This is a genomic window from Dysgonomonas termitidis, assembly GCF_054657735.1.
Genome location: NZ_BAAHYD010000003.1, coordinates 1,522,772 through 1,548,188 on the forward strand (window position 1 = coordinate 1,522,772; position 25,417 = coordinate 1,548,188).

The 25,417-nt window shown below is 41.5% G+C and carries 14 protein-coding genes, 1 tRNA gene and 2 rRNA genes; 15 read left to right on the top strand and 2 right to left on the bottom strand.

Annotated elements, in window-relative coordinates; genetic code table 11:
* Window positions 1–3 precede the first annotated feature (3 nt).
* The 14 genes from ACYQ3L_RS27085 (at window position 4) to ACYQ3L_RS27150 (ending at window position 21,026) form a co-directional block, all read left to right on the top strand.
* Window positions 4–3,111, top strand: a complete 3,108-nt coding sequence (locus ACYQ3L_RS27085) for a SusC/RagA family TonB-linked outer membrane protein (protein ID WP_379997759.1) — start codon at window positions 4–6, stop codon at window positions 3,109–3,111.
* 12 nt (window positions 3,112–3,123) lie between these two features.
* Window positions 3,124–5,046, top strand: coding sequence for a RagB/SusD family nutrient uptake outer membrane protein (locus ACYQ3L_RS27090; protein ID WP_379997757.1), 1,923 nt, complete (start codon window positions 3,124–3,126; stop codon window positions 5,044–5,046).
* Between the two features lie 87 nt (window positions 5,047–5,133).
* On the top strand, window positions 5,134–6,051 hold the full coding sequence (locus tag ACYQ3L_RS27095) for a hypothetical protein (RefSeq protein ID WP_379997755.1): 918 nt from the start codon (window positions 5,134–5,136) through the stop codon (window positions 6,049–6,051).
* An 89-nt stretch (window positions 6,052–6,140) separates the two neighbouring features.
* A complete protein-coding gene (locus ACYQ3L_RS27100; RefSeq protein ID WP_379997753.1) occupies window positions 6,141–7,349 on the top strand; it encodes a glycoside hydrolase family 172 protein in 1,209 nt (402 codons plus the stop codon).
* Between the two features lie 87 nt (window positions 7,350–7,436).
* Window positions 7,437–8,561 (top strand): glycoside hydrolase family 183 protein, encoded by a 1,125-nt coding sequence (locus tag ACYQ3L_RS27105; protein ID WP_379997751.1) that lies wholly within the window; start codon window positions 7,437–7,439, stop codon window positions 8,559–8,561.
* An 11-nt stretch (window positions 8,562–8,572) separates the two neighbouring features.
* Window positions 8,573–9,997, top strand: a complete 1,425-nt coding sequence (locus ACYQ3L_RS27110) for a glycoside hydrolase family 183 protein (RefSeq protein WP_379997749.1) — start codon at window positions 8,573–8,575, stop codon at window positions 9,995–9,997.
* Between the two features lie 42 nt (window positions 9,998–10,039).
* Window positions 10,040–11,719, top strand: a complete 1,680-nt coding sequence (locus tag ACYQ3L_RS27115) for a ribulokinase (RefSeq protein ID WP_379997747.1) — start codon at window positions 10,040–10,042, stop codon at window positions 11,717–11,719.
* Between the two features lie 509 nt (window positions 11,720–12,228).
* Window positions 12,229–12,302: transfer RNA gene (locus tag ACYQ3L_RS27120), tRNA-Ala, on the top strand.
* 190 nt (window positions 12,303–12,492) lie between these two features.
* A 23S ribosomal RNA gene (locus tag ACYQ3L_RS27125) occupies window positions 12,493–15,379 on the top strand.
* A 185-nt stretch (window positions 15,380–15,564) separates the two neighbouring features.
* Window positions 15,565–15,673 (top strand): 5S ribosomal RNA (gene rrf / locus ACYQ3L_RS27130).
* A 183-nt stretch (window positions 15,674–15,856) separates the two neighbouring features.
* The gene (locus ACYQ3L_RS27135) at window positions 15,857–16,615 is read left to right on the top strand and encodes a glycosyltransferase family 2 protein (RefSeq protein WP_379994408.1); all 759 of its coding nucleotides are present in this window, start codon (window positions 15,857–15,859) and stop codon (window positions 16,613–16,615) included.
* 895 nt (window positions 16,616–17,510) lie between these two features.
* A complete protein-coding gene (gyrB, locus tag ACYQ3L_RS27140) occupies window positions 17,511–19,466 on the top strand; it encodes a DNA topoisomerase (ATP-hydrolyzing) subunit B (protein WP_379994409.1) in 1,956 nt (651 codons plus the stop codon).
* Window positions 19,467–19,602: 136 nt separating this feature from the next.
* On the top strand, window positions 19,603–20,595 hold the full coding sequence (locus tag ACYQ3L_RS27145) for a M28 family peptidase (RefSeq protein WP_379994410.1): 993 nt from the start codon (window positions 19,603–19,605) through the stop codon (window positions 20,593–20,595).
* A gap of 2 nt (window positions 20,596–20,597) precedes the next feature.
* Entirely contained in the window at window positions 20,598–21,026 is a 429-nt protein-coding gene (locus tag ACYQ3L_RS27150) for a SufE family protein (RefSeq protein ID WP_379994411.1), read from the top strand.
* A 9-nt stretch (window positions 21,027–21,035) separates the two neighbouring features.
* Here the strand turns inward: ACYQ3L_RS27150 and ACYQ3L_RS27155 are convergent, their stop codons facing one another.
* Together ACYQ3L_RS27155 and ACYQ3L_RS27160 are read right to left on the bottom strand one after the other, a co-directional pair.
* Window positions 21,036–21,677 carry a thiamine diphosphokinase gene (locus ACYQ3L_RS27155; protein WP_379994412.1) on the bottom strand — a complete coding sequence of 214 codons (642 nt, stop codon included), beginning with the start codon at window positions 21,675–21,677 and terminating at the stop codon, window positions 21,036–21,038.
* A 33-nt stretch (window positions 21,678–21,710) separates the two neighbouring features.
* Entirely contained in the window at window positions 21,711–22,418 is a 708-nt protein-coding gene (locus ACYQ3L_RS27160) for a hypothetical protein (RefSeq protein WP_379994413.1), read from the bottom strand.
* A 683-nt stretch (window positions 22,419–23,101) separates the two neighbouring features.
* Here ACYQ3L_RS27160 and ACYQ3L_RS27165 point away from each other — a divergent pair.
* On the top strand, window positions 23,102–25,414 hold the full coding sequence (locus tag ACYQ3L_RS27165; RefSeq protein ID WP_379994414.1) for a glycoside hydrolase family 95 protein: 2,313 nt from the start codon (window positions 23,102–23,104) through the stop codon (window positions 25,412–25,414).
* The last annotated feature ends 3 nt before the right edge of the window (window positions 25,415–25,417 follow it).

A 25,417-nucleotide genomic window follows, 5' to 3' on the forward strand; every position in this document is an offset into this window, starting at 1 on the left:
GTTATGAGACACATGAAACGAAGAAGAAATGGAAAGTATTTCCTGTTAATGATGTGTTGTTTCCTAAACCTTGTTTTTGCTTTTGCTCAGTCCGGCAGGGTAATAACAGGACGTGTGAGCGATTCTAAAGGAGAGTTATTGGCCGGAGTAGTAGTTACAGAAGTTGGCACTACAAATGGAGTGATCACAGATGAAAATGGAACTTATTCCATTGGTACAAAATCAAACAGTGCTGTACTGAGATTTACATGTATTGGTTTTAAAGAGAAAGTAGAAGAAATAGGGAACAGAAAGGTTATTGATGTTGCCTTAGATGAAGATGTCGCTTTTTTGGATGAAGTAGTGGTTGTCGGATTCGGTTCTCAGAAGAAAGCGTCAGTTGTTGGAGCTATTAGTACTGTTGAGCCTCAATCATTACTTACAGCCCCAGTTCGTTCGGTCAGCAATAATCTTGCAGGGAAGTTAGCCGGGGTAATTGCCGTACAACGAAGTGGCAATCCGTGGTTTAATGATTCTGATTTTTGGATTAGAGGTATGAGTTCTTTTGGAAATTCTAAGCCTTTAGTGTTGATAGACGGAATAGAGCGCTCCTTACACGATATGGACCCGAATGAAATCGAATCATTTTCTGTGTTAAAAGATGCTGCTGCCAGTGCCGTATATGGCGTTAGGGGGGCTAATGGCGTGATAATGATTACAACAAAACGGGGTAAAATAGGGGCCCCGAAAGTAAGCGCGCGCGTAGAGCAGGCATATACTAAGCCAACGAAACTGCCTAAGTATATTGGTTCTGTGAAGTATCTGGAATTGATGAACGACGTCTATCTGGACGCATATCCTAATCAGTCTCCGCTCTTCAACAACGCAACAATCGAAAATTACAGAAATCAAACCGATCCCGAACTGTATCCTGATATCAACTGGTGGGATGTTGTAGCAAAGGACTTTGCAAGTAGTACTACTGCTAATTTAGATATAAACGGAGGTAGTGACATATTACGTTATGCTCTAACGTTAGGGCTCTATAATGAGAGCGGAATTATAGAAAGAGATAAAAATCAGGCATGGGATTCTTCTCTGAAGGTCAGGCGTTATAATGTCCGTTCAAATGTAGATGTTAACCTGACTAAAACTACGCTGTTTCGTTTCAATCTGGGAGGACATCTGATCGCCCGTAACTCTCCTCCGGGATGGAATGAAACAGATGTGGGTATTTTCTATCAGGCTTCGAGGATTCCTCCATATGTTCATCCTCCCGTTTATTCAACAGGAGAAATACCTCGGGTATATGCAAGGGAAAATCCGTGGGCCTGGGCTACACAACGGGGGTATGAAACATTGAACCGCCATAAAATTGAATCTTTGGCATCCGTTGAGCAAGATCTGAAATTTATCACTCCCGGGTTAAGTGCAAAATTGAGTTTTTCTTTCGACAGATATTCGGGTTCCTATAAGGTTAGGGGAAAAAATCCTGATTATTATACACCTGCCACTGAAAGAGATGCTAATGGAAATTTAGCGTTGTCTATATATACTTATGGTCAACAATTTCTAGGTTATGATGTCGGTTCCGAATGGGGTGAACAAAGTATTTATCTTGAAGGGGCAATCAACTATGAGAGAACCTTTGATAAAAAGCATGCTGTAAATTCTATGCTTTTATATAATCAGAGGGAGCTCGAAAGAGGAACTGAATATTGGGACCGTTTGCCTTACCGTACTCAGGGTTTTGCCGGAAGATTCTCCTATACTTATAATACCCGCTATGTTGCGGAGTTCAACTTTGGGTACAATGGTTCGGAAAATTTTGCCAAAGGTAATCGCTTCGGATTTTTTCCATCGGTTTCTTTAGGGTGGATCATTTCTCAGGAGAGTTTTATGGAAGGCCTGGCAAACACTATTTCCAATCTGAAACTTAGAGGGTCCTGGGGTGAAGTAGGTAATAGTATACTTGGCGTAAATATCTGGGATAACAGGTTTGCGTATCTTTCAACAATCAATGAAAGTTACGGATGGTATACTTTTGGCACAGATAGTAATTTCCATCGTGTCGGAAAAGCAGAAGGGAATGCAGAAAATACTGCATTAACATGGGAAACATCGACCAAGACAAACTTAGGCTTGGAGGTGGGTTTATGGGGCAATTCGGTAAACCTGACCGCGGATGTTTTCATGGATAAGCGCAGGGATATTTTTATGCAAAGGCGGACAGTTCCGGGTTCGGCCGGATTTATGCAAACTCCTTATGCCAATTTTGGTAAAGTAGAAAATAAAGGGTTTGAACTGTCTCTGAATGCAAATAAAAAATTGTCTGACGACTGGCATATTTCGGCAATGGCAAATTACACTTTTGCCAGAAACAAAATTATTGAGAAAGATGAACCTGCTGCTGTAATAGGAACTAACAGGGCTGAAACGGGACATCCTATCAACCAGATATTCGGACTTGTATCAGAAGGGCTTTTTACTGAAGATGATTTTGACACCAATGGCAATTTAAAGCAGGAGATACCTGCTCATACGTTCGGTACAGTCCGTCCGGGTGATATCAAGTATAAAGATTTGAACGGGGATAATTCGATCGATGCAAGAGACCGGACAGCTATTGGCGGAACCTTTAATCCGGAAATTGTATACGGATTTGGTGCCAATATAAAATATAAGGCTATAGATTTTGGCTTTTTCTTCCAGGGTACAGCTAATACATATCAGATGCTTGGCGGAGAGAACTGGTTACCCGGAACCGCATTAGGAGCAACCGGGAATGTCTTCACTAATATCGATGATCGCTGGACAAAGGAAAATCCGAATCAGAATGTATTCTGGCCAAGATTGACTTATGGGGCGAATACTAATAATGAACAGGCATCTACCTGGTGGTTAAGAGATATGAGCTTCTTGCGGTTGAGGACTTTGGAGGTTGGTTATACATTGCCTCAGGTATGGACGAGATCGGCCGGAATAGAAAACCTGCGTCTCTTTGCAAGGGCTTCGAATATCTTTACTTTCTCTAAATTTAAATTATGGGATCCGGAATTAGCCACGACGGATGGGCTTAAGTATCCTATGACTCAGTCCATATCATTTGGATTAAGTATTAATTTCCAATAAATAATGATGAATATGAAAGATATAAAATATTTAATACTGGCCCTTATTTCTTCATTACTAATAATTGGCACAACAGGATGCTCCGATTTTCTGGATAAGAAACCTGATGATTATCTGACGATGGAGATGATATTTTCTGATAAAATCAGAACTGAAGACTGGCTTGCAGGTGTGTATTCAGGGGTACCTAATCCGATGTGGGGGTATTTTAAAGAACAGGGATGGAACATAATGTCAGATGATATGACTATTCCATCAGAGTGGCAACCTTTTGGATGGAAAAATGTGTATGCATACACTGCCGGGGATTGGAATCCGGAATCGGCATGGAATCCCTATTATTGGGTTACTTTTCCTCAAAAAATACGGAGTGCATTGATATTTATAGAAAATGCGCGTCCCAATCAGGCGCAGGGTATGAGCGACGAATATGTTACTAGAATGAAATATGAAGCCCGCTTCCTGATTGCGTACTACTATGCGTTAATGCTGGAGATATATGGTCCGATCCCGTTCAAGCCCGGAGTTATAGAATCAGTGGATGCACCAGAGTCGGAACTGATGATCACTCAAACTCCATATGATGATATTGTGAGCTGGATAGATAATGAATTGGTAGAAGTGGCCAAACACCTGCCTGCAGTTTATTCTCAAGAAGCTGATTGGGGTAGAGCAACTTCCGCAATGTGTTATGCTGTGAGAGCGCGTATGCTTCTTTTTGCGGCAAGCCCTTTATTTAATGGGAATCCGGATCTTAAGGACTGGAAAAATAATGATGGGGTCAATTTATTCAAACCTACAGCGGAGATCGGTAAGTGGAGCCGTGCGGCAACAGCTCATAAAGAGTTGATCGATCTGGCACATGCAAACGGCTATCAGCTATATAAGGAATACAATAATGACAGTACAATAGATCCTTTCATGTCATATTATAATATGTCTTTGAAGAAATTTTCTGAAGGTAATAAAGAGATTATATTTGGAAGGACATGGGACCCGGGTAGAGATTATTATGAAGGTTTGGGTAGTTGGCAGGATCATCATCTGCCAAAAGGAATAAACGGAAATGCCGGGATGGGTGTTACCCAGGAACTGGTAGATGCTTTTTATATGGAAAACGGCACGAGTCCGATACTGGGATACGATGTAAATAATATGCCAATTATTAATCCCGCATCCGGATATTCCGAAAGCGGATTTTCTACGCTAGGGGAAGTAAGAAATACAAATTGGCCGGGAGCATCAGGGCCGGACAATGTACACGGACAGGTGACACTCCCAGGCACATTCAACATGTATTGTAAGAGAGAAGCACGTTTCTATGCATCGGTAATATACAATGAGGCGTGGCTAGGAGTAGATAACAGACGGGTTGAGTTTTATCAGAATGGAGGACGGGATACAGGAAACACCTTCGACGCTCCGCAAAATGGTTATAATGTAAGGAAGAGGATTAGTCTCGAAGTTTTCCCCAGGACTCCGACACATCCGTATCAGCCTGGTATTCTTTACCGTTTGGCAGAAGCATACTTGGGTTATGCCGAAGCTCTGAATGAATCCGACCCGGGTAATGCGGATATTTTAAAATACATCAATTATGTGAGGCAGAGAGCCGGAATCCCGGATGTAACATCGGGTTCTCAGGACGAGATCCGTAAGCTGATTCAACAAGAAAGGCGGGTGGAGTTTAACTGTGAAGGTATCCGCTTTCATGATGTACGTCGATGGAAAATTGCAGAAACTGAACTTAATCGTCCGTATTACGGGATGAACTTTAAAGGGTCTGCGAAAAGTGATGATATCAATAATCCTGATGCATTCTATAAACGTACTTTTTACAAAAATCGTAGATTTTACAAAAAAATGTATCTGTGGCCTGTGCCGCAAGCCCAGATTGATATTAATCCCAGGCTGATCCAGGCTCCGGGTTATTAATTCTCAAACAAGGAGAACCGGAATCGGTAGTTTCCGCTCCGGTTCTTCTTACTGATACAAATAATAGTGAATATAAAATATTATCTTATGAAATCTTTTAAATATATTTTCTATATTCTTTTAATAGTTTTGGGAATCAGTTCTTGCAAGAGTGGTGATGATATGCCTGAATTCCCAACAAAATATGCAAGAATTACCCAAAAAATTATAACAGTCAAGACCGAAATAGAAAACAAGGTAACGATATTTCCTGTTTTTGACAGCGAAGAAACAGCCAAAGGGAAATTTATATGGAGTGTCGACAAACCAGAACTTGTGCGGCTTGAGCCTCATACGGATAATTCCCTTACACTAGTAGGGCTTGTTCCGGGACAAACAACGCTCAAAATAGAATCGGAGGACGGGAAACTGAAATATTTTTCTACATTAAATGTACTTAAGGCTTTCCCATTCAAAAGTCCAATATTTATTGATTTTGGTGATATACTATCGGCAGCACCTTTTAATAACTTTAAGGTATCTGACATGAAATTAGATAAATTAAAAGATATGGAAGATGCAGTTTCTGATTATTCTATTTCTATTGACGGAGTTTTCGGAACATTTGACCGAAACTTTCCAAATACATTGGGTTTTCCGTCGGAGGTGTCGGATGACTTATTTTTTAATGACGGGAAGGATGTGGCTTCGAGCCGACTTGTACTTTCTTTGAATAAAAACCTGAAATATTCTTTTATTTTTTTTAGTACGATTAATGATATAAATACTCAAAATGAATATCGGGTTAAAGGTAAAGGTGAAGAAGTAGTGACATATTTGAATACGGCTTACAATACATCAAATGTTGCTGTTGTCAGGGATATAACTCCGGATGATAGTGAAAGAATTACTATAACCCTGTGTCCCGGGCCTGAGAATACTCACTGGGCTAAATTCTATTGTATCAATGCAATGATAATCTTACCGGAAAATTATGAACTTCCTTTCCCTCTGACTTTTGAATAACCATATGTTATAAACATTAAGTATCTTAGCCTGCCTTCCGTTCATAAAAGGCAGGCCGTCAGAACCCATTAGATAAATAGTTTATTATTATGAAAAAGAAATCATTAAAGCTAATTTTAATTTGTTTACTGTTTGCATCATTCTGTATTCCGGATTCAGAAGCTCAAAATCCCGTTCCGGGAACTATGTATGAGCTTTCTCAAATGAAAAACGGAATGCGAAACCGGCGCATTAGCAGTAATGATCCCGCAGGAGGAGTTCTGGATCATCTTTCAGATATACGTCCCGGGGAAAAACGTATAATTGCTGATATACCCGGTTCAGGTATTATAAACCATATATGGATAACAATGGCTCCCGAGCCTCATGTTTTGAACCGTAGCGATGTTATAATCCGTATGTACTGGGATGGCAATGCTTATCCTTCTGTTGAATCTCCTATCGGGCCGTTCTTTGGTCAGGGATGGAATGAACGGTACAATTATTCGGCACTGCCTATTACAGCAGGTCCTGCAAACGGTACATCAATGGTGTCATATTTCTCCATGCCTTTTGCTGAAGGTGCCAGGCTCGAAATTGAAAACCAGTCGGATGTAAATCTTGAGAAATTTTATTTTTATGTAGATTATTATGAAACTAAAAAATTACCAGCCGATCTGGGCCGTTTCCATGCGTGGTATAATCAGGAGTTGACAGAGGCTGCACCTGAAGGAGAAACAGAATGGGCTGTAATCGGGAAACAAGACAATAATACAACAGGCGACCGCAATTATGTATTTGCTGATATCAAAGGTAAAGGGCATTTTGTGGGGCTTAACTATTATGTCCATTGTCCTTCTCCAATCTGGTATGGTGAAGGTGACGACTTTTGGTTTATTGATGGCGAAGAAGAAGCTTCATTGCTGGGAACAGGTACGGAAGACCTTTTCAATACATCATGGTGTCCAAAAGAGGCCTATTCTCATCCATACTTCGGATATCCACGTGTGAACAATGATGTAGGCTGGTTGGGGCGTACACATATATATCGCTTCTTTATAGAAGATCCTGTTTTCTTCGAAAAAAGCCTGAAAGCAAGTATAGAACACGGACATGCAAATAATCTTACATTAGATTTGGCTACCGTCGCATACTGGTATCAGTCGGAAGCCAGCCCTCTGCCTCCTGCACCATCGAAAGAAGTGCGCAAATTGAAGCCATTCATTAACGTGCCGGATATGCATCGCTGGCGTCACGAATGGAGAAAAAACAGGGGGGGAGATTCTAGACTTTGGGGTAATGAAATGCCGGAACAATAATTGTAAATAAGCCATAATACCTCTTCCTAAAGTATGAGAGGGGGTATTATCTTCTTCCAGAAGAATCTATGGCAAAACGATGTTAATATGAAATTGTCAAACAAAATCAAGCATATATTTTTCCTGATAGGATTCTCTTCTTCCTTGATTTCGATGAGTAACGATGGGAAAATAGAATACGGATTCTCAAAAAATAAGAAACATTTAAAAATAAAAAAAGTAGAGCGGATTGCGCGTATAACGGGAACTGCCGTAAAAGGTGAGACCTTGTCCTCTCCTAATAATACTACCGGAATATACGATGTGGGAGGTACAGACCTCGGTATTGTTTGGGAAATGGATAAAGGGAAATATGGAATTTTTCTTGGCGATACTTTTGGTAAGGGTTTCATCCCCGGTCAGGACGATCCGGCAGACTTCGGCGATAATTGGCGGTGCAACGTCTTGGCTTTTTCGAATGACTGTAATCTTGATGATGGATTGACTATTAACTGCATGGTTACTGATGAAAATGGCAATGCCAGAGAACTTATTCCCGGAGGAAAGGATAAGTCGGGTAATGGAGACTGGACATCGATCCCGACAGCAGCTATCCGGGCAAATAATAAGGATTATGTGCACTATTTCAATATGAAAAACTGGACGGGATGGATAACCAATTATTCAGGCCTTTACAAATCGGAAGACGATGGAAAAACATGGGAAAAATGTGCAACAGTCCATTTTACTCCGGATAGTAATTTTGGACAAGCCGGATATTATAAGAAGGATGGCTATGTTTATATGATAGGAACGGAAACAGGCCGACACAGTAATCCCCGCCTGGCACGGTTCAACGAAAAAGATATAGAAAACCAATCCTTGTATGAATACTGGAACAAGGATCGCAATGAGTGGATCAGAGGTGATGAATCTCAAGCTACTAACCTGTTTGAAGATACAGTGGGTGAACTGTCTATTGTATATCATAACAAGTATAAATGTTGGATTATAACATATTTCTGCGCTGCCAGATATAATATATCTATACGTTATGCGGAAGAACTGACCGGCCGGTGGAGCGAACCTCAGATATTGGCGACTGGGAAAGAATACCCTCAGTTATATGGTTCGTATATACATCCGGCATCATTAGATGGTGATAATTTATATTTTCTGATGTCGATGTGGAGGCCATATAATGTGTTCCTGATGAGAGCGGAATTGGAATAATAATATATAATATGAGGACTCGATTATTTAAATATATAGTTAATATATGGGTGCTAGCCTTTTTTTCAGGATTTTACTCTTGTAGTAAAGATGAAGAGAATGAACCCTATATCCCTATTGACGAAATTACGGTCTCAATAGCGGAACTGGTACCCGATAAGGAAACAAAAGCAGTTTCCACGACACTTACTTTTAAAAATATAGGAGAGATAGATTATCTGCTGGTTACAAAAAGCGGAGGTGAAAGTTATTCTGCAAAAATAGAAAAATCGGAACTGTCAGCCTCTTATCTATTCAGGTATGTGGTAAAAAAAACAGATCCCGAATCCTTTCGGCTGTTATTGACTGCTTATTACAAGGACGGAAATAAATCGAAAGAAAAAGTTCTGACTATAGATAATCGTTGGGGATTTTTTATTCGTAAGGTTTCCCGTACGGCACGTGTAACAGGGAGCCCTATGTCTGGCGAACAATTCCCTAGCCCGAATAATACAGCGCAGAAATGGAATGTCGGAGGAACCGATCTGGGAATTATCTGGGAAATGAATCCGGGAAAATATGGGATTTTCTTCGGAGATACGTTCGGGCGCGACTTTTCGCCTAACTCTGCCGCTCCCGGTCCTAACGGTGGGAGTTGGCGCAGTAATGTTCTTGCCTTTTCGGATGATAATGATCTTGAAGATGGATTGACATTCAATAGTATGGCTGTAGATGCGTCGGGTAATGCCCGCGAAATTATATATGGAGGAAAAGATGCGTCGGGTAATGGAGACTGGACCTCTATTCCGGCAGCAGCTATCCGGGCAAATAATATAGATTATGTACATTATTTTAATATAAAAAACTGGACGGGATGGATTACAAATTATTCCGGTCTGTATAGATCTGTCGATAACGGTCAAACATGGGCGAAATGCGAAAATGTACGTTTTTCTTCCAATAGTAATTTTGGGCAGGGGGGATATTTTAAGAAGGATGGATATGTGTATATGATTGGGACTCAAACAGGACGCGACAGCAATGCGCGCCTGGCCCGGTTCAAAGAACAGCATATAGAGAATCAGGCTAATTATGAATTTTGGAATGGCTTAACCAAACAATGGCTCAAAGGTGATGAAGAGCAAGCTACGAACATATTTAATGACAAAGTGGGAGAACTATCATTTATATATAACCAGAAACATAATAGATGGATAATTGCCTATTTTAATGCCGATAGATATAACATAACCATGCGTACGGCAACAGAAATAACCGGACCTTGGAGTGAGCCTTATGAATTGGCCTCGGGAGTGGAATATGCGCAGTTGTACGGATCATATTTTCATCCGTTGTCGGCCGATGGCGACAGCCTGTATTTTCTGATGTCTATGTGGTTGCCATACAATGTATTCCTGATGAAAGCGGAATTGGCAGATATGGGCAGTTTCGACTGAAAGCCCGAAATATAAAAGAGCTTATTTATTAATAAAAGATATATGATGAATAGAAAATATGTAATAGGAGTGGACTTCGGAACAGATTCGTGCCGTACCGTGATAATTGATGTGGAGAATGGGGAGGAAATTTCTTCCTCCGTAAAATATTACCCGCGCTGGAAGAAAGGATTATACTGTGATCCGCAAGTAAACCAATACAGGCAACATCCCCAGGACTACATAGATACGCTCGAATCGGCAATAAAAGATTCTTTATCGAAGGTTGCAGGGGATATTGCAGGAGACATTATCGGTATTTCATTCGACATGACAGCAAGTACACCGGTGCTAGTAGATAAACAGGGTACTCCTTTAGCCCTGTTGGACGAATATGAGGATAATCCGAATGCTATGTTTGTCTTATGGAAAGATCATACGGCCATAAAAGAATCCATCGAAATTAATGAACTTGCGAAAGAATGGGTTGTAGACTTCACTGCCTATGAAGGGGGGATTTATTCCGCCGAATGGGTCTGGTCAAAAGTATTGCACGTGCTTCGTGTAGATGAAAAAGTCCGCGAAAAAGCCTACTCATGGATCGAGCATACCGATTGGATGCCGGCATTACTGACCGGTAATACAAAACCTGAGAGTGTTCTGCGTAGTCGTTGTGCTGCAGGTCATAAAGCGATGTGGCATGAACAATGGGATGGCCTTCCATCCGAAGAGTTTCTTACAGAACTTTCCCCATTATTGTCAGGATTCCGCTCTCACCTGTTTGAGAAAACATACCCTTCGGATACCTGTGCCGGGACTCTTACTGCCGAATGGGCTTCACGTCTGGGCCTGACAACAAAGGTTAAAGTTGGTATAGGGGCAATAGATTGTCATATGGGAGCAGTCGGTGCGGGTGTAACACCCGGAGCATTTGTCCGTGTTATGGGAACATCTACCTGCGACATAATGGTTGTGCCGTATGATGAGATGCGGAATAAGCTTATTCCCGGCATTTGCGGACAGGTAGATGGTTCGGTTTTTCCCGGATATATAGGCCTTGAGGCGGGACAGTCGGCTTTTGGTGATTTGTATGCATGGTTCCGGAAATTATTGGAATGGCCATTGGAGAATATACTATCCAGATCAGAATTACTCAACGACGAATTGAAATCTAAATTAATAGAAGAAGTGGGTGATGCTATTATTCCACTCCTTTCGGAAGGGGCGATGAAAGTTCCCGTAGAAAAAAGTACGATTGTAGCTACAGACTGGATGCATGGTCGTCGTACGCCGGATGCTAATCAGCTACTTACAGGGACGGTTACAGGACTGACTCTCGGTAGCTCGGCCCCATTGATTTTCAGGGCATTGGTTGAGGCTACGGCATTTGGCTCCAAAGCGATTATAGAACGTTTTATAGAATCTGGTATTGAAATAAAAGAAGTAATAGGTATTGGAGGTATTTCCTTGAAAGCTCCTTTTGTAATGCAAATGTTATCAGATGTAATAGGCTTACCTATAAAAGTCGCACGCTCGCAGCAGACCTGTGCATTAGGAGCTGCTATGTTTGCGGCTGTCGTTGCGGGAAAATATCATACAGTGCAGGAAGCACAGTTAAAAATGGGGCAAGGCTTTATATGTGAGTATAAACCGGATATGGCAAACCATGAGAAATACAAAATGTTATATAACAGGTATTTGAGTATAGGTAAGTTTACAGAGTCTGATTATTTATCTTATTAACTATCTTTAATCGGGTCTTATATTATTCTCGTGTTAATTAAAAAAAATAGTGAATATTCCCAGAGTGAAATGAATATCCGATATTTATACTATGTAGAAAAGTGGACTTATATGTCAGGCGGAGGAAAGACTGAAAAGGCTTTCCTCTCTCATAAATAGCCTCATAATTTATCGGTGAATAAAAATATTCAAATTAAGTGTAATTTTTTGAGCCTTCTTAAATTATTGTCATTAAAAGTTTTATCTTTGATATTCCTTATGAATTCAGGCCTGTTAGCAGAAAAAAACTGTTTTTTTTGGTCTGACAATTTGGAAGTTTGATAAAAAGAACTACCTTTGCATCCGCTTACCGAGAGAGGGGTTGCAGATAAAGGAGATTTGAAGAATTGAGATCTTAAAGATCGGTTGAATAATAGAGGCTGGATTTATAGAAATTTTAAGTCATGGTCATAAATTGTTAACCGAAAAATAAGATGCGAAGCGTAATCCTGGTGTTCTTGAAAGAATCCGGGGGATTAGCTCAGCTGGCTAGAGCACCTGCCTTGCACGCAGGGGGTCAACGGTTCGAATCCGTTATTCTCCACAACTTAAGTGAATAACGAAGAGTGAAAAACGAAGAATATAAATTATATTTTTCACTTTACACTTATCAGTTTACACTTAAAAACGATCTTTGACATGATGTAAAAAAAGAGCAAGTAAAGTTAGATTATGGAAATAATCTATCAAACCCTGCTAATGAATAATCTTCGGGTTATTTGTTAGATAGAAAAAAGAAAGTAGGAAAGGGCACATGGGGGATGCCTAGGCTCTCAGAGGCGAAGAAGGACGTGATAAGCTGCGATAAGCTACGGGAAGGTGCAAATAACCCTTGATCCGTGGATTTCCGAATGGGGCAACCCAGTATCCGAAGAGGATATTACACTATGTATGTAGTGAGCAAACGCGGGGAACTGAAACATCTAAGTACCCGTAGGAAAAGAAAATAAAAATGATTCCCAGAGTAGTGGCGAGCGAAATGGGAAGAGCCCAAACCGTTATTGTTTAGGCAATAGCGGGGTTGTAGGACTGCGCCGTGGCAAGACCGATTTGAAGTAGAACGCTATGGAAAGAGCGATCATAGAGGGTGATAATCCCGTATACGAATCATATCCGAAGCCTAGCAGTATCCTGAGTAGCGCGGGACACGAGAAATCCTGTGTGAATCAGCCGGGACCATCCGGTAAGGCTAAATACTCCTGAGAGACCGATAGTGAACCAGTACCGTGAGGGAAAGGTGAAAAGCACCTCGAACAGAGGAGTGAAAGAGACCCTGAAACCATGTGCCTACAAGCGGTCGGAGCATTAAAATGTGACGGCGTGCCTTTTGCATAATGAACCTACGAGTTACTCTTACTGGCAAGGTTAAGTACAATGATGTACGCAGCCGAAGCGAAAGCAAGTCTTAACAGGGCGTTTGAGTCAGTAGGAGTAGACGCGAAACCAAGTGATCTACCCTTGGGCAGGTTGAAGTTTGGGTAACACCAAATGGAGGACCGAACCGGTAAGCGTTGAAAAGCTTTCGGATGACCTGAGGGTAGGGGTGAAAGGCTAATCAAACTTGGAGATAGCTCGTACTCCCCGAAATGCATTTAGGTGCAGCCTCGGCGAATTACTTATGTCAGGTAGAGCGACTGATTGGATGCGAGGGCTTCGCCGCCTATCAAGTCCAGATAAACTCCGAATGGGCATAAGTTAATACCGGGAGTGAGGGCATGGGTGCTAAGGTCCATGTCCGAGAGGGAAAGAACCCAGACCATCAGCTAAGGTCCCCAAATACATGTTCAGTTGAATTAACGAAGTATGACTACTAAGACAGCTAGGATGTTGGCTTGGAAGCAGCCATTCATTTAAAGAGTGCGTAACAGCTCACTAGTCGAGTGGTCGTGCGTGGATAATAATCGGGCATAAACATGTTACCGAAGCTATGGGATAAAATATTATCGGTAGGGGAGCATTCTACTCAGCGTTGAAGGCGTACCGTCAGGTATTCTGGAGCGTGTAGAAAAGCAAATGTAGGTATAAGTAACGATAAAGGGGGTGAGAAACCTCCTCGCCGAAAGACTAAGGTTTCCTGATCAACGCTAATCGGATCAGGGTAAGTCGGACCCTAAGGTGTAGCCGAACGGCGAAGCCGATGGAAGAACCGGTTAATATTCCGGTACTGTTATACAGAGTTATGTGGGGACGCAGGAGTGACACTGCTGCCAAGTGACGGATTACTTGGTTAAAGGAAGTAGACGTAGACAGAGGTAGGCAAATCCGCCTTTGGAGTTGAAACTGATAGTACTACAATCCTTCGGGAGCGTAGATAATGCAGGTAAGCATACTGCCTAGAAAAACCGCTAAACGCTAATCTGTATAGCAACCGTACCACAAACGGACACACGTAGTCGGGTTGAAAATACTAAGGCGCTCGAGCGATTCACAGTTAAGGAATTAGGCAAAATGACCCTGTAACTTCGGGATAAAGGGTGCCATCTGTAAGGGTGGCCGCAGAGAATAGGTCAAGGCAACTGTTTAACAAAAACACATGGCTATGCAAATTTGAAAGAAGAAGTATATAGCCTGACACCTGCCCGGTGCTGGAAGGTTAAGAGGAGATGTCATGAGCAATCAGAAGCATTGAATTGAAGCCCCAGTAAACGGCGGCCGTAACTATAACGGTCCTAAGGTAGCGAAATTCCTTGTCGGGTAAGTTCCGACCTGCACGAATGGTGTAATGATCTTGACACTGTCTCAACTGTGATCTCGGTGAAATTGTAGTATCGGTGAAGATGCCGATTACCCGCGATGGGACGAAAAGACCCCGTGAACCTTTACTATAGCTTTACATTGATTCTGGGCACTTGATGTGTAGGATAGGCCGGAGGCTGTGAAGCGGGTACGCCAGTACTTGTGGAGCCATCCTTGAAATACGGCCCTTTAATTGTTTGGAATCTAACCTGCGGATGCAGGAACAGTGTATGGTGGGTAGTTTGACTGGGGTGGTCGCCTCCAAAAGAGTAACGGAGGCTTCTAAAGGTGTGCTCAGGACGATTGGTAACCGTTCGTAGAGTGTAATGGTATAAGCACGCTTGACTGAGAGACCCACAAGTCGATCAGGTAGGAAACTAGAGCATAGTGATCCGGTGGTTTCAGTATGGAATGGCCATCGCTCAAAGGATAAAAGGTACTCCGGGGATAACAGGCTGATCATTCCCAAGAGCTCATATCGACGGAATGGTTTGGCACCTCGATGTCGGCTCGTCACATCCTGGGGCTGGAGCAGGTCCCAAGGGTTGGGCTGTTCGCCCATTAAAGTGGCACGCGAGCTGGGTTCAGAACGTCGTGAGACAGTTCGGTCTCTATCTATCGTGGGCGCAGGATATTTGCGGAGATCTGACACTAGTACGAGAGGACCGTGTTGGACGGACCCCTGGTCTGCCGGTTGTTCCGCCAGGAGCATCGCCGGGTAGCTAAGTCCGGATTGGATAAGTGCTGAAAGCATCTAAGTACGAAGCCGACTTCAAGATAAGATATCCATTAAGGGTGGTTGTAGACTACGACCTTGATAGGCTACAGGTGTAAAGGCAGCAATGTCATAGCCGAGTAGTACTAATAGCCCGGACGCTTTCAAGGGTGTCAGTAACCAGAATGATGTTAACTGACGCCAAACAACAAACCAGAGGTTTGCTATATTACGAATATAAGATAACGATACTCGCTCTTTTACATCAGTCAATCCTACACGGTTGACAGCAAGGCATACGGTTGTGGTATTTAATACTGTAAACTGTTAACTGTAAACTGTTAACTGAAGATATTCAGGTGGTTATAACACCGGGGCTCCACCTCTTCCCATTCCGAACAGAGAAGTTAAGCCCGGTCGTGCCGATGGTACTGCGCAAGTGGGAGAGTAGGTTACCGCCGTTTTTAAGATAAGTCCTTCACTAAACAGTGAGGGACTTTTTTTTTGTTTGGGATACGGGTTTTCCTATGCATATATGGAAGACTATGAAAGAATCAGAAACTTCTTTAAGTATTATATAGATAAAGATGGTACTGTCTGATAATAAAAAAAGATATTTATCTTTGTGTTTCTTTAAATAAACAAATATGCCAAAGATTTCTATTATAACACCTACTTACAATTCGGAAAATACGATTCATGGAACAATTGACGCCTTACTCAGGCAAACATTTTCTGATTTTGAATACATAATTATAGATGGAGTCTCCAAAGATAATACAGTGGAGAAGATAAAGAGTTATATCCCTGCATTTGAGCAGAAAGGTGTCACTTTGCGAATATTAAGTGAGCCGGATAAGGGTGTCTATGATGCTATGAATAAGGGGATTGCTTTGGCACAAGGTGAGCTTATAGGCATTACGAATTCTGATGACTGGTATGAAGATAACGCTTTGGAAGCGATGTGGGGAAAATTTACTGATGGTAAAGTGAATAAGTCAAACAGCATGATATATGGTATCGAACGGGTTTGGAAGGATGATAAGATATTTAATGTTCAACGACGTGGAGCTTCTTTCATCTCTGAGAGCGTACTGCCGCATTCTACGTTCTTTGTGTCAAAAACCGTCTATGACAAATTCGGGGCTTTCGACTTATCTGTAAAAGTCTTGGCTGACTATGATTTTATTTGCAGATGCGTCAGTCAAGGTGTGGACCTCGAAGAAGTCGATATTGTAATCTCTAATTTCAGATTGGGGGGTATATCCTCTTCATACTTCGATTTTTACTCCGACTATTATAGGATAAAGCATAAGTATGGATTTATTGATGATAAGAAGTATAAAGAATTGAATTTTGTCCTAAATGTAAAAAGTCTGATCAATAGGGTGGTAAAGAGATGGTGATATCTGTATGCCGCTGATGTTTAGTTGTATATAAAATGTGGTCAGGAGGTATCGGCCTGCGATATCTTCCATTTTTTTGCGTTGATTGTCAGTATAAAGAGTGACTTTTTGAAAAATACTTTATCTATACCATAAGCTGATAGTTATTGGCTTATAGTTCTTTGAAGTATTGAAGGAGCCCCCTAAATTGGCTCCGCCGAACGTTGTTTCCCCAAGGGGGACTTACAGAGAGGGAAAAAAGTACAGATAAAAAATAGTGGAAAAAGTGTAACTTTTGTAACTTTTTTGATATAGTTACGAGTTACTTCGCCCTACGGGCAGTTACAAGTTACGAGTAGACAAGATACGAGAAACAAGATACGGGTTGTTAACTGCTGACTGTTTACTGTTAACTGAAATAAGTGTTACCTTTGTTACCTTTTAATAGTTACAAGTTACTGCGCCCTCCGGGCAGTTACGGGTTACAAGTTTTGTCGCTTCGCGCCATTGCCTCGCCTTCGCTTCGGCGATTGTTAATTGGCTCATCGGCATATCAGGCAATTGGTACATTAGTATATCTGTTACCTTTGTTACCTTTTAACGATATGTTGTGAATGTAAGTTAATTTTACCTTTTTTTAATGGTTGCATTGTTAAAAAGTAGGGAATGCCGAATATAAGGATTTTGTTTTTCATAAGGTTGGATCTATAAGGTTCATTTATCCTTTACAAAGAAGGTAAGAAAATCGGAGAATCAAATATTTCCTTATGTCTGATTGATATTTTATACTGTATTTTGAATAATAAAAGGGCTGATGCTTTACTTGTTTTTCCCGATAAAAATTCGTATATTTGTTAGATTTTTGAACGCAAAACAACAGGTGGAAATTCATCTAAAAAAATAGCAAGATATAGATATGACAGAGAAACAAAAAATGGCAGGCGAGTCTTACTCGGCGCAGAATATTCAGGTGCTTGAGGGTCTGGAGGCTGTAAGAAAAAGACCTGCGATGTACATCGGGGATATCAGCGAGAAAGGTTTGCATCATCTGGTGTACGAAGTTGTTGACAACTCTATTGACGAAGCCTTAGCCGGTTATTGTGACGATATTAAAGTTACTATCTACGAAGATAATTCTGTTTCGGTAAAGGATAATGGGCGTGGTATCCCCGTGGATATCATGGAAAAAGAGAAGAAATCGGCTCTGGAAGTTGTGCTAACCGTATTGCATGCCGGAGGTAAATTTGATAAAGGAACATATAAAGTATCGGGCGGTCTTCACGGGGTCGGGGTATCTTGTGTAAATGCCCTTTCTACACATTTGCGGGCCGAAATCCATAAGCAGGGTAATATATATATGCAGGAGTATTCTTGTGGGAAACCATTAACTGCTGTTGAAAGAATAGGCGAGACAAAGGATAATGGTACGACCATCACTTTCAAACCGGATGATACAATATTTACAGTTACCGAATATAAATATGATACACTGGCGTCACGTCTTCGCGAGCTTGCTTTCCTGAATGCGGGAGTCCGTCTTTCGTTGACAGATTTGCGCCAGAAGAAAGAAGACGGGACTTTCCGCACCGATGTATTCTATTCCGAAAGAGGGCTGGAGGAATTCGTACGCTATATCGATGCTTCGAAAGAGGCTCTTATCGATGATGTTATACACATTGTGACAGAGAAGCAAGGCGTTCCTGTAGAAGTAGCGATGACTTATAATACTTCCTACAATGAAAATGTCTATTCCTATGTGAATAACATCCATACTATCGAAGGAGGTACTCACCTCACAGGTTTCCGCCGTGCATTGTCGCGTACTTTGAAGAAGTATGCCGATGATATGAAGATGCTGGAAAAAGTCAAAATAGAAATCAGTGGAGACGATTTCCGCGAGGGCCTTACAGCTGTAGTTTCTATCAAAGTGGCAGAGCCGCAATTTGAAGGACAGACCAAAACGAAACTCGGAAACAATGAAGTTATCGGAGCTGTAGATCAGGCTGTAGGTGAAGCTTTAGGGCATTTCCTCGAAGAACATCCGAAAGAAGCCAAGATCATAGTTGAAAAGGTCATACTTGCCGCTACGGCTCGTGCTGCTGCACGTAAAGCCCGTGAAATGGTACAACGTAAATCTCCGCTTACAGGTGGAGGTCTTCCCGGTAAACTGGCCGACTGTTCCAGTAAAGATGCTTCCAATTGCGAGATATTCCTTGTCGAAGGGGACTCTGCGGGGGGAACTGCAAAGCAGGGTCGTGATCGTGCATTTCAGGCTATTCTGCCTCTACGCGGTAAGATATTGAACGTTGAGAAAGCTATGCCTCATAAAGTTCTGGAGAGCGACGAGATCAAGAATATATATACGGCGCTGGGCGTTTCTATTGGAACCGAAGAAGATTCGAAGGAATTGAACCTGGAAAAGCTGCGTTACCATAAAGTAGTGATAATGACCGATGCGGATGTGGACGGTAGCCATATTGCTACATTGATCCTTACGTTCTTCTTCCGTCATATGAAAGCTTTACTGGAGAAAGGCTATGTGTACATCGCTACTCCGCCGCTTTACTTATGTAAGAAAGGAAAAGTGGAAGAATACTGCTGGGATGACAGGCAACGCCGTACCTTTATCGATAAATATGGCGATGGCGATGAGAATTCAATTCACACACAGCGTTACAAAGGTCTCGGAGAGATGAATGCTATCCAGCTTTGGGATACGACAATGAATCCGGACCATCGTACTTTGCGCCAGGTAACAATTGAGAATGCAGCCGAAGCAGATCATATTTTCTCCATGCTGATGGGTGAAGATGTAGCCCCTCGCCGCGAGTTTATAGAAGAAAACGCGACTTATGCCAAGATTGATGCCTAAGGGATTTTAACGATAAAAAGGAGCCGCAGTAATGCGGCTCCTTTTGTAAAGACCTTAATCAGATAATATTAAAATGGCTTTAAGGATATCATATCATTTCTTATCTTTGCAACTGTATATTTTAACTGTAAATAAAATGACCTTTAAGAATATTATCGCTGTGTGCCTTATGCTGTCGCTGATAGCCTGTGCATGTAATAATAAGACATCTACATCAAGACCAGTGGAAGCATACCAGAAAGTTTCGCCCGATTTCAATGCTGATAGTGCATATCACTTTGTAGATAAGCAAGTCGCTTTCGGCCCTCGTGTACCCAATACCCCTCAGCATATCGCCTGCGGTGATTATCTTGTAAACGAACTGAAGCGTTTCGGGGCAGATGTACAGGAGCAGAAGATGGTGCTGACTGCATATGATGGAACAAAGCTGAATTGCCGTAATATAATAGGCTCATACAGACTGGATAAGAAGACCAGAGTCTTGCTCTTTGCTCATTGGGATACACGCCCTTATTCAGATCAGGACCCTAATCCCGAAAATTACCACAAACCTGTATTAGGTGCAAACGATGCCGCCAGTGGAGTGGGAGTGTTGCTGGAAATAGCCCGTGTAATACAGTCACGATCGCCGGAGATAGGCGTGGATATTATCTTCTTCGATGCGGAGGATTATGGGATACCTCACTTTGCTGAGAAGTCTGTAATAGATGGTGAAACATGGTGTCTGGGATCTCAATATTGGGCTAAGAATCCACATGTGCCGAATTATAAGGCTAAGTTTGGTATCTTACTCGATATGGTAGGAGCTGACGAGGCTACATTCTACAAAGAAGAAGGTTCCCGGATACATGCAAAGAATATTGTAGAGAAGGTATGGAGTACTGCCGGCCAACTAAACTTCGGAGCGTTTTTTAAAGGTGATACTATAGGAGGTATTACCGATGATCATGTACCTGTGAACGAGGTTCGCCGTATACCGAGCATAGATATTATCGATTACAGACCAAATACGGAACACGGGTTCTTCCATTCGTGGCATACCCAGAAAGACGATATGAGCAACATCAGCAAAAAAACACTCGAAGTTGTCGGACAGACAGTCCTGGAGGTTATCTATAAGGAGAAATAAGAATGGCTACAATAAACGAGATACAAGACGAAATAATAGAAGAGTTTTCCATGTTCGACGATTGGATGGATCGTTACGCGCTGCTCATAGAACTGGGTAACTCCCTTGATAAGCTGGATGATAAATCGAAAACCGAAGACAATCTTATAGTAGGCTGCCAGAGCCGTGTATGGCTGCAAGCCGATTATGTCGATGGCAGGGTTGTATTCAAGGCAGAGAGCGATGCTGTTATCGTGAAAGGGATAATTGCTTTGCTAATTAAGGTTTTATCAAACAGGACTCCCGATGAGATCATCAATGCAGACCTTTACTTTATAGAAAAGATCGGTTTAAAAGAAAATCTGAGCCCCACCCGTTCCAATGGATTGGTTTCGATGATAAAGCAGATCCGTTTCTATGCCATGGCGTACAAGGCAAAGGAAATGGGTTGACGTTTTCTGTCAAAATGCCCGGTATACCACGGTCCTGCCTTTTGTCTCTATCGTAAACTCATTGCCTGTACATTCATTCAGTGTTGCCTGCCACCAATTTGTAAATATGTGATTATTTACCGCATATGCAAGATTGTGTGTGGTAATAGGCGTTTTGTCTATAGAGAAAAGTGAAACCTGTTGCTTCTTTTCGCTTTCAAATACAGAGTCAGAGTCAATAGCGACAAATATCCCGTAATCTGTGACCATTTCCACATCGGCATCTTTCATATATTCGCATAGCAGGCTGATATTTGCTATTGTATGGTCTTCTCTTTTGCCAGTGGCTCCCAGAATAGTAATATTTCGCTTTCCCTGTTTTATACAGAATTGTACCGCTTTTGTCAGGTCGTTTGTTTCCTGTTCGGTGATGCGGTGTATAATATCTGCAAATTTTGATAAGCTATCCTCCGATAGCGAATCGCAGTCGCCAACAATAGCATCCGGTATTAAATTAGTCTTTTCCAGATTATTAATAGCGCCGTCGCAGCAAACAAGATATTTGCTATTATTCAATATTGCCAAAGCAATAGGATGTATAGGGAATTCTCCGTTCGCTAATATTACTGTTTCCGTTTCCCTGTAAGGATAGGGCAAGTTGTATCTTTTCATTCTGAGTGTTCTATAGCCTATAGAACAGCAAAGTTAGCGATTAGTTCGGTTTTTTAATCCATCCGTCTCCTCATTTTGTTCGAATGGGCCGACAGATGTGGCCGTATTGGAATTACCGGACAGGTCAAACTCTTTCACTTCCTCTTGCCCTCTGCTGTCGAAGTTAAACATCTTGTATTGCTGTCCGTTTTTATCAACCCTTACACCCCATGTCTTACTTTCAAGAGTGTGCCAGAAGGTACATTTCCATATATTGCCATCGGTTTTGTTGTAAACGCCCTCAAATTCGAGATATTCTAATACATCGTTATATCCGAAAGTATTTCGTCCGCTTTCGTGGTCTATGATTGAACAGCCGCCCCGGGTATCACATTCAATCCATTTACCTACTTTTACCTGCAGTGGCAATAATACCCCCTTTTGCTTTAAATTCCCATTGGGATAAAATTCTTTATAAATAGTGTGGATAGCAGGGTATGCAGGCCTTTCAAATATTTCGATATTGGAATTGCGCTTATATGCTTTTGCCTGTATCTGTGTCCCGTCAGTTTTAGTTTCCGTGTAATCCAATATAGAACCTTTGAATCTGGAACTGTACTGACTGATATTCAGTTTTTCGCTACTAATTGCCACCTTAGTGTTCGGATAAATTTCGGTGTAAGTGGATTGAGCTATAGTTCTGGTGAAAGCCATTAATACGAGAACAGCTAAAATAGCCGGTTTTAATACAGTTGTTTTCATACTTCAATATGTATGTGTTTGTAGTTTCGTTTGTATGTCAAATATACGAAAAAATGATTTTAACGATTAAAAGAAAAGATAAATACATCTTTTTTATTCACATATTTTAACTATGTATAATTAAAAAGTAACAAAGGTAACAGGGATATCAGTAAACAGTAAACAACTCGTATTTTGTATCTCGTATCTTGTCTACACGTAACTCGTAACTGCCCGAAGGGCGCAGTAACTTGTAACTATTAAAAGGTAACAAAGGTAACACTTATTTCAGTTAACAGTAAACAGTCAGCAGTTAACAACCCGTATCTTGTATCTCGTATCTTGTCTACTCGTAACTTGTAACTGCCCGTAGGGCGAAGTAACTCGTAACTATATCAAAAAAGTTACAAAAGTTACACTTTTCCCACTATTTTTTATCTGTTCCTTTTTTCCCTCTCTGTAAGTCCCCCTTGGGGAAATAACGTTCGGCGGAGCCAATTGAGGGGGCTCCTTCAATACTTCAAAGAACTATAAGCTAACAACTATCAGCTTATAGTATAGATAAAGTGTTTTTCAAAAAGTCACTCTTTATCCTGACAATTCTTTCCAAGCAGTTTTGGATAGTGAAAAAAATATATCTTTGTATGTGTCTGCATCCGAGAGATAATGTAATATGATAAAAGAATCCTAATGTTGATAATTAGATGAAGAAAAATGAACGCTTTAGATTGTTTTCAAATAAAATTGTTGCAATGATAGCTTTGTTGCTTTTGTGTACCTGCGGCAGTCATATAAAGGCTGACTCGATTTCCCCCAATGTCGTTCAACCACCCATGCTACTGCATTACGACAGGCCGGCCACTGTGTGGATGACCTCTGCATTACCTATTGGCAACGGAGAATTAGGAGCCATGTTTTTTGGCGGTATCGAACATGAGCATATACAGTTCAACGAAAAAACTTTGTGGAAAGGCAGTACCTCCTCGCGAGGCGCTTATCAGAGCTTTGGCGATCTGTATATAGATTTTCCTGAACATGATGAAGTGACCAATTACCGCCGGGAACTCAGTCTCGATAATGCTATAGGTAAAGTCAGCTATGATATTGACGATGTGCGGTATGTAAGAGAATATTTCGCCAGCAGTCCCGATAGCATGATCATCATACGTATAAGCACTCCAAAGAAAAAAGGCAAGGTAACTCTCTCTGTTTGTATGGAAACTGAGCATAATGTCATTCAGTCAGTCTCTTCTAATTTCATAACATTCAGGGGAAAATTCGATATTCTGTCTTACGAAGCGCAGGCCTGTATATTGAACGAAGGTGGCGTGCTGATATCAGACAACAACAGGATAACTGTTTCTAACGCTGATGCTGTAACTATATTGCTTACGGCAGCTACGAATTACACTATCACTTCCAATGACTATTTAGGGGAATCTCCGCAACAGCTACATGAGAGGTTATCCAAACGTATCTCGAATTTAAGTACAAAGTCATATGCCGAATTGAAACATGCGCATCTGACCGACTATAAACCTCTGTTTGACCGGGTGAAATTTTCTCTTGACGTTCCTATGCCTGATATGACCACAGACAAACTTGTTGGCTTGCATACAGATAATCTGTATCTCGATATGCTTTATTTTCAATATGGCCGTTATCTCATGCTTGCTTCGTCACGGGGTATGAATTTACCCAACAACCTGCAAGGTATCTGGAACAATAACAATATGCCTCCCTGGGAATGCGATATTCATACCAACATCAATATACAGATGAATTACTGGCCTGCCGAAAGTACCAATTTATCGGAATGCCATCTCCCTTTTATTAATTACATAAATACTGAAGCCTTGCGAGAAAACGGCTCTTTCCGCAATCTGGCTGCCAGTGAAGGTAACCGGGGCTGGGCTCTCAAAACCCAATGCAACATTTTTGCATATACGGATTGGAATATCAACCGTCCTGCCAATGCCTGGTATTGCATGCACTTGTGGCAACATTATGCCTATACAAACGATATAATTTATCTCAGCAAAACGGCTTTTCCTATAATGAAAGCCACTTGTGAGTATTGGTTCGACCGCCTGCAAGAAGATCCAAATACAGGTAAGCTTATAGCCCCCGATGAATGGTCGCCGGAACAAGGACCTTGGCAGGACGGTGTGGCTTATGCTCAACAATTGATTTGGGAATTATTCAATCAAACCTTGAAAGCCATAACGGTAGTTGACGCAGATCCAGTATTTACCGCTGAGCTTAAAGACAAATTTGCCCACCTGGATAATGGTCTTGAAATTGGTAGCCGGGGACAAATAAAAGAATGGAAAACGGATACAGAGGGCCTGGATAATCAGAGTAATCAGCACCGGCATCTTTCCCATCTGATTGGTTTATATCCCGGTAATCAAATTTCTTATCATAAGGATAGTTTGTATGCAGATGCCGCAAAAATAACACTGACTTCCAGAGGTGATGAAGGTATGGGATGGAGCCGCGCCTGGAAGATATCCTGTTGGGCTCGTCTTTTTGATGGCGATCACGCTTATAAATTACTGAAATCAGCTCTAAATCTAACAGATATCACCATTGTGAGTATGAATAATCAGGACGGAGGTGTATATGAAAACTTGCTCGATGCACATCCGCCATTCCAGATCGATGGAAATTTTGGAGCTACTGCCGGCATGTCAGAAATGCTTATTCAAAGCAATATGGGTTTTATCCGGTTGTTAGCTGCTTTACCTTCTGCATGGCCTGCCGGAAGTATAGACGGATTGAAAACAGAAGGTAATTTTACACTCCGTCTTGTTTGGAAAAATGCCAAGCCGGTAGAATGTTCTGTCTATTCCGGTTCGGGAAACAGATGCGTCCTGTATTATCCTGATATACACATTGCCAAGGTTATGGATAACGCTGGAAATCGCGTTGATTTCGAGCAAATGGGAAAGAATAAGATTTGTTTCTCAACAGTGAAAGGACAGGAGTATAAAATTATTTTCGATATGAAGTAATCT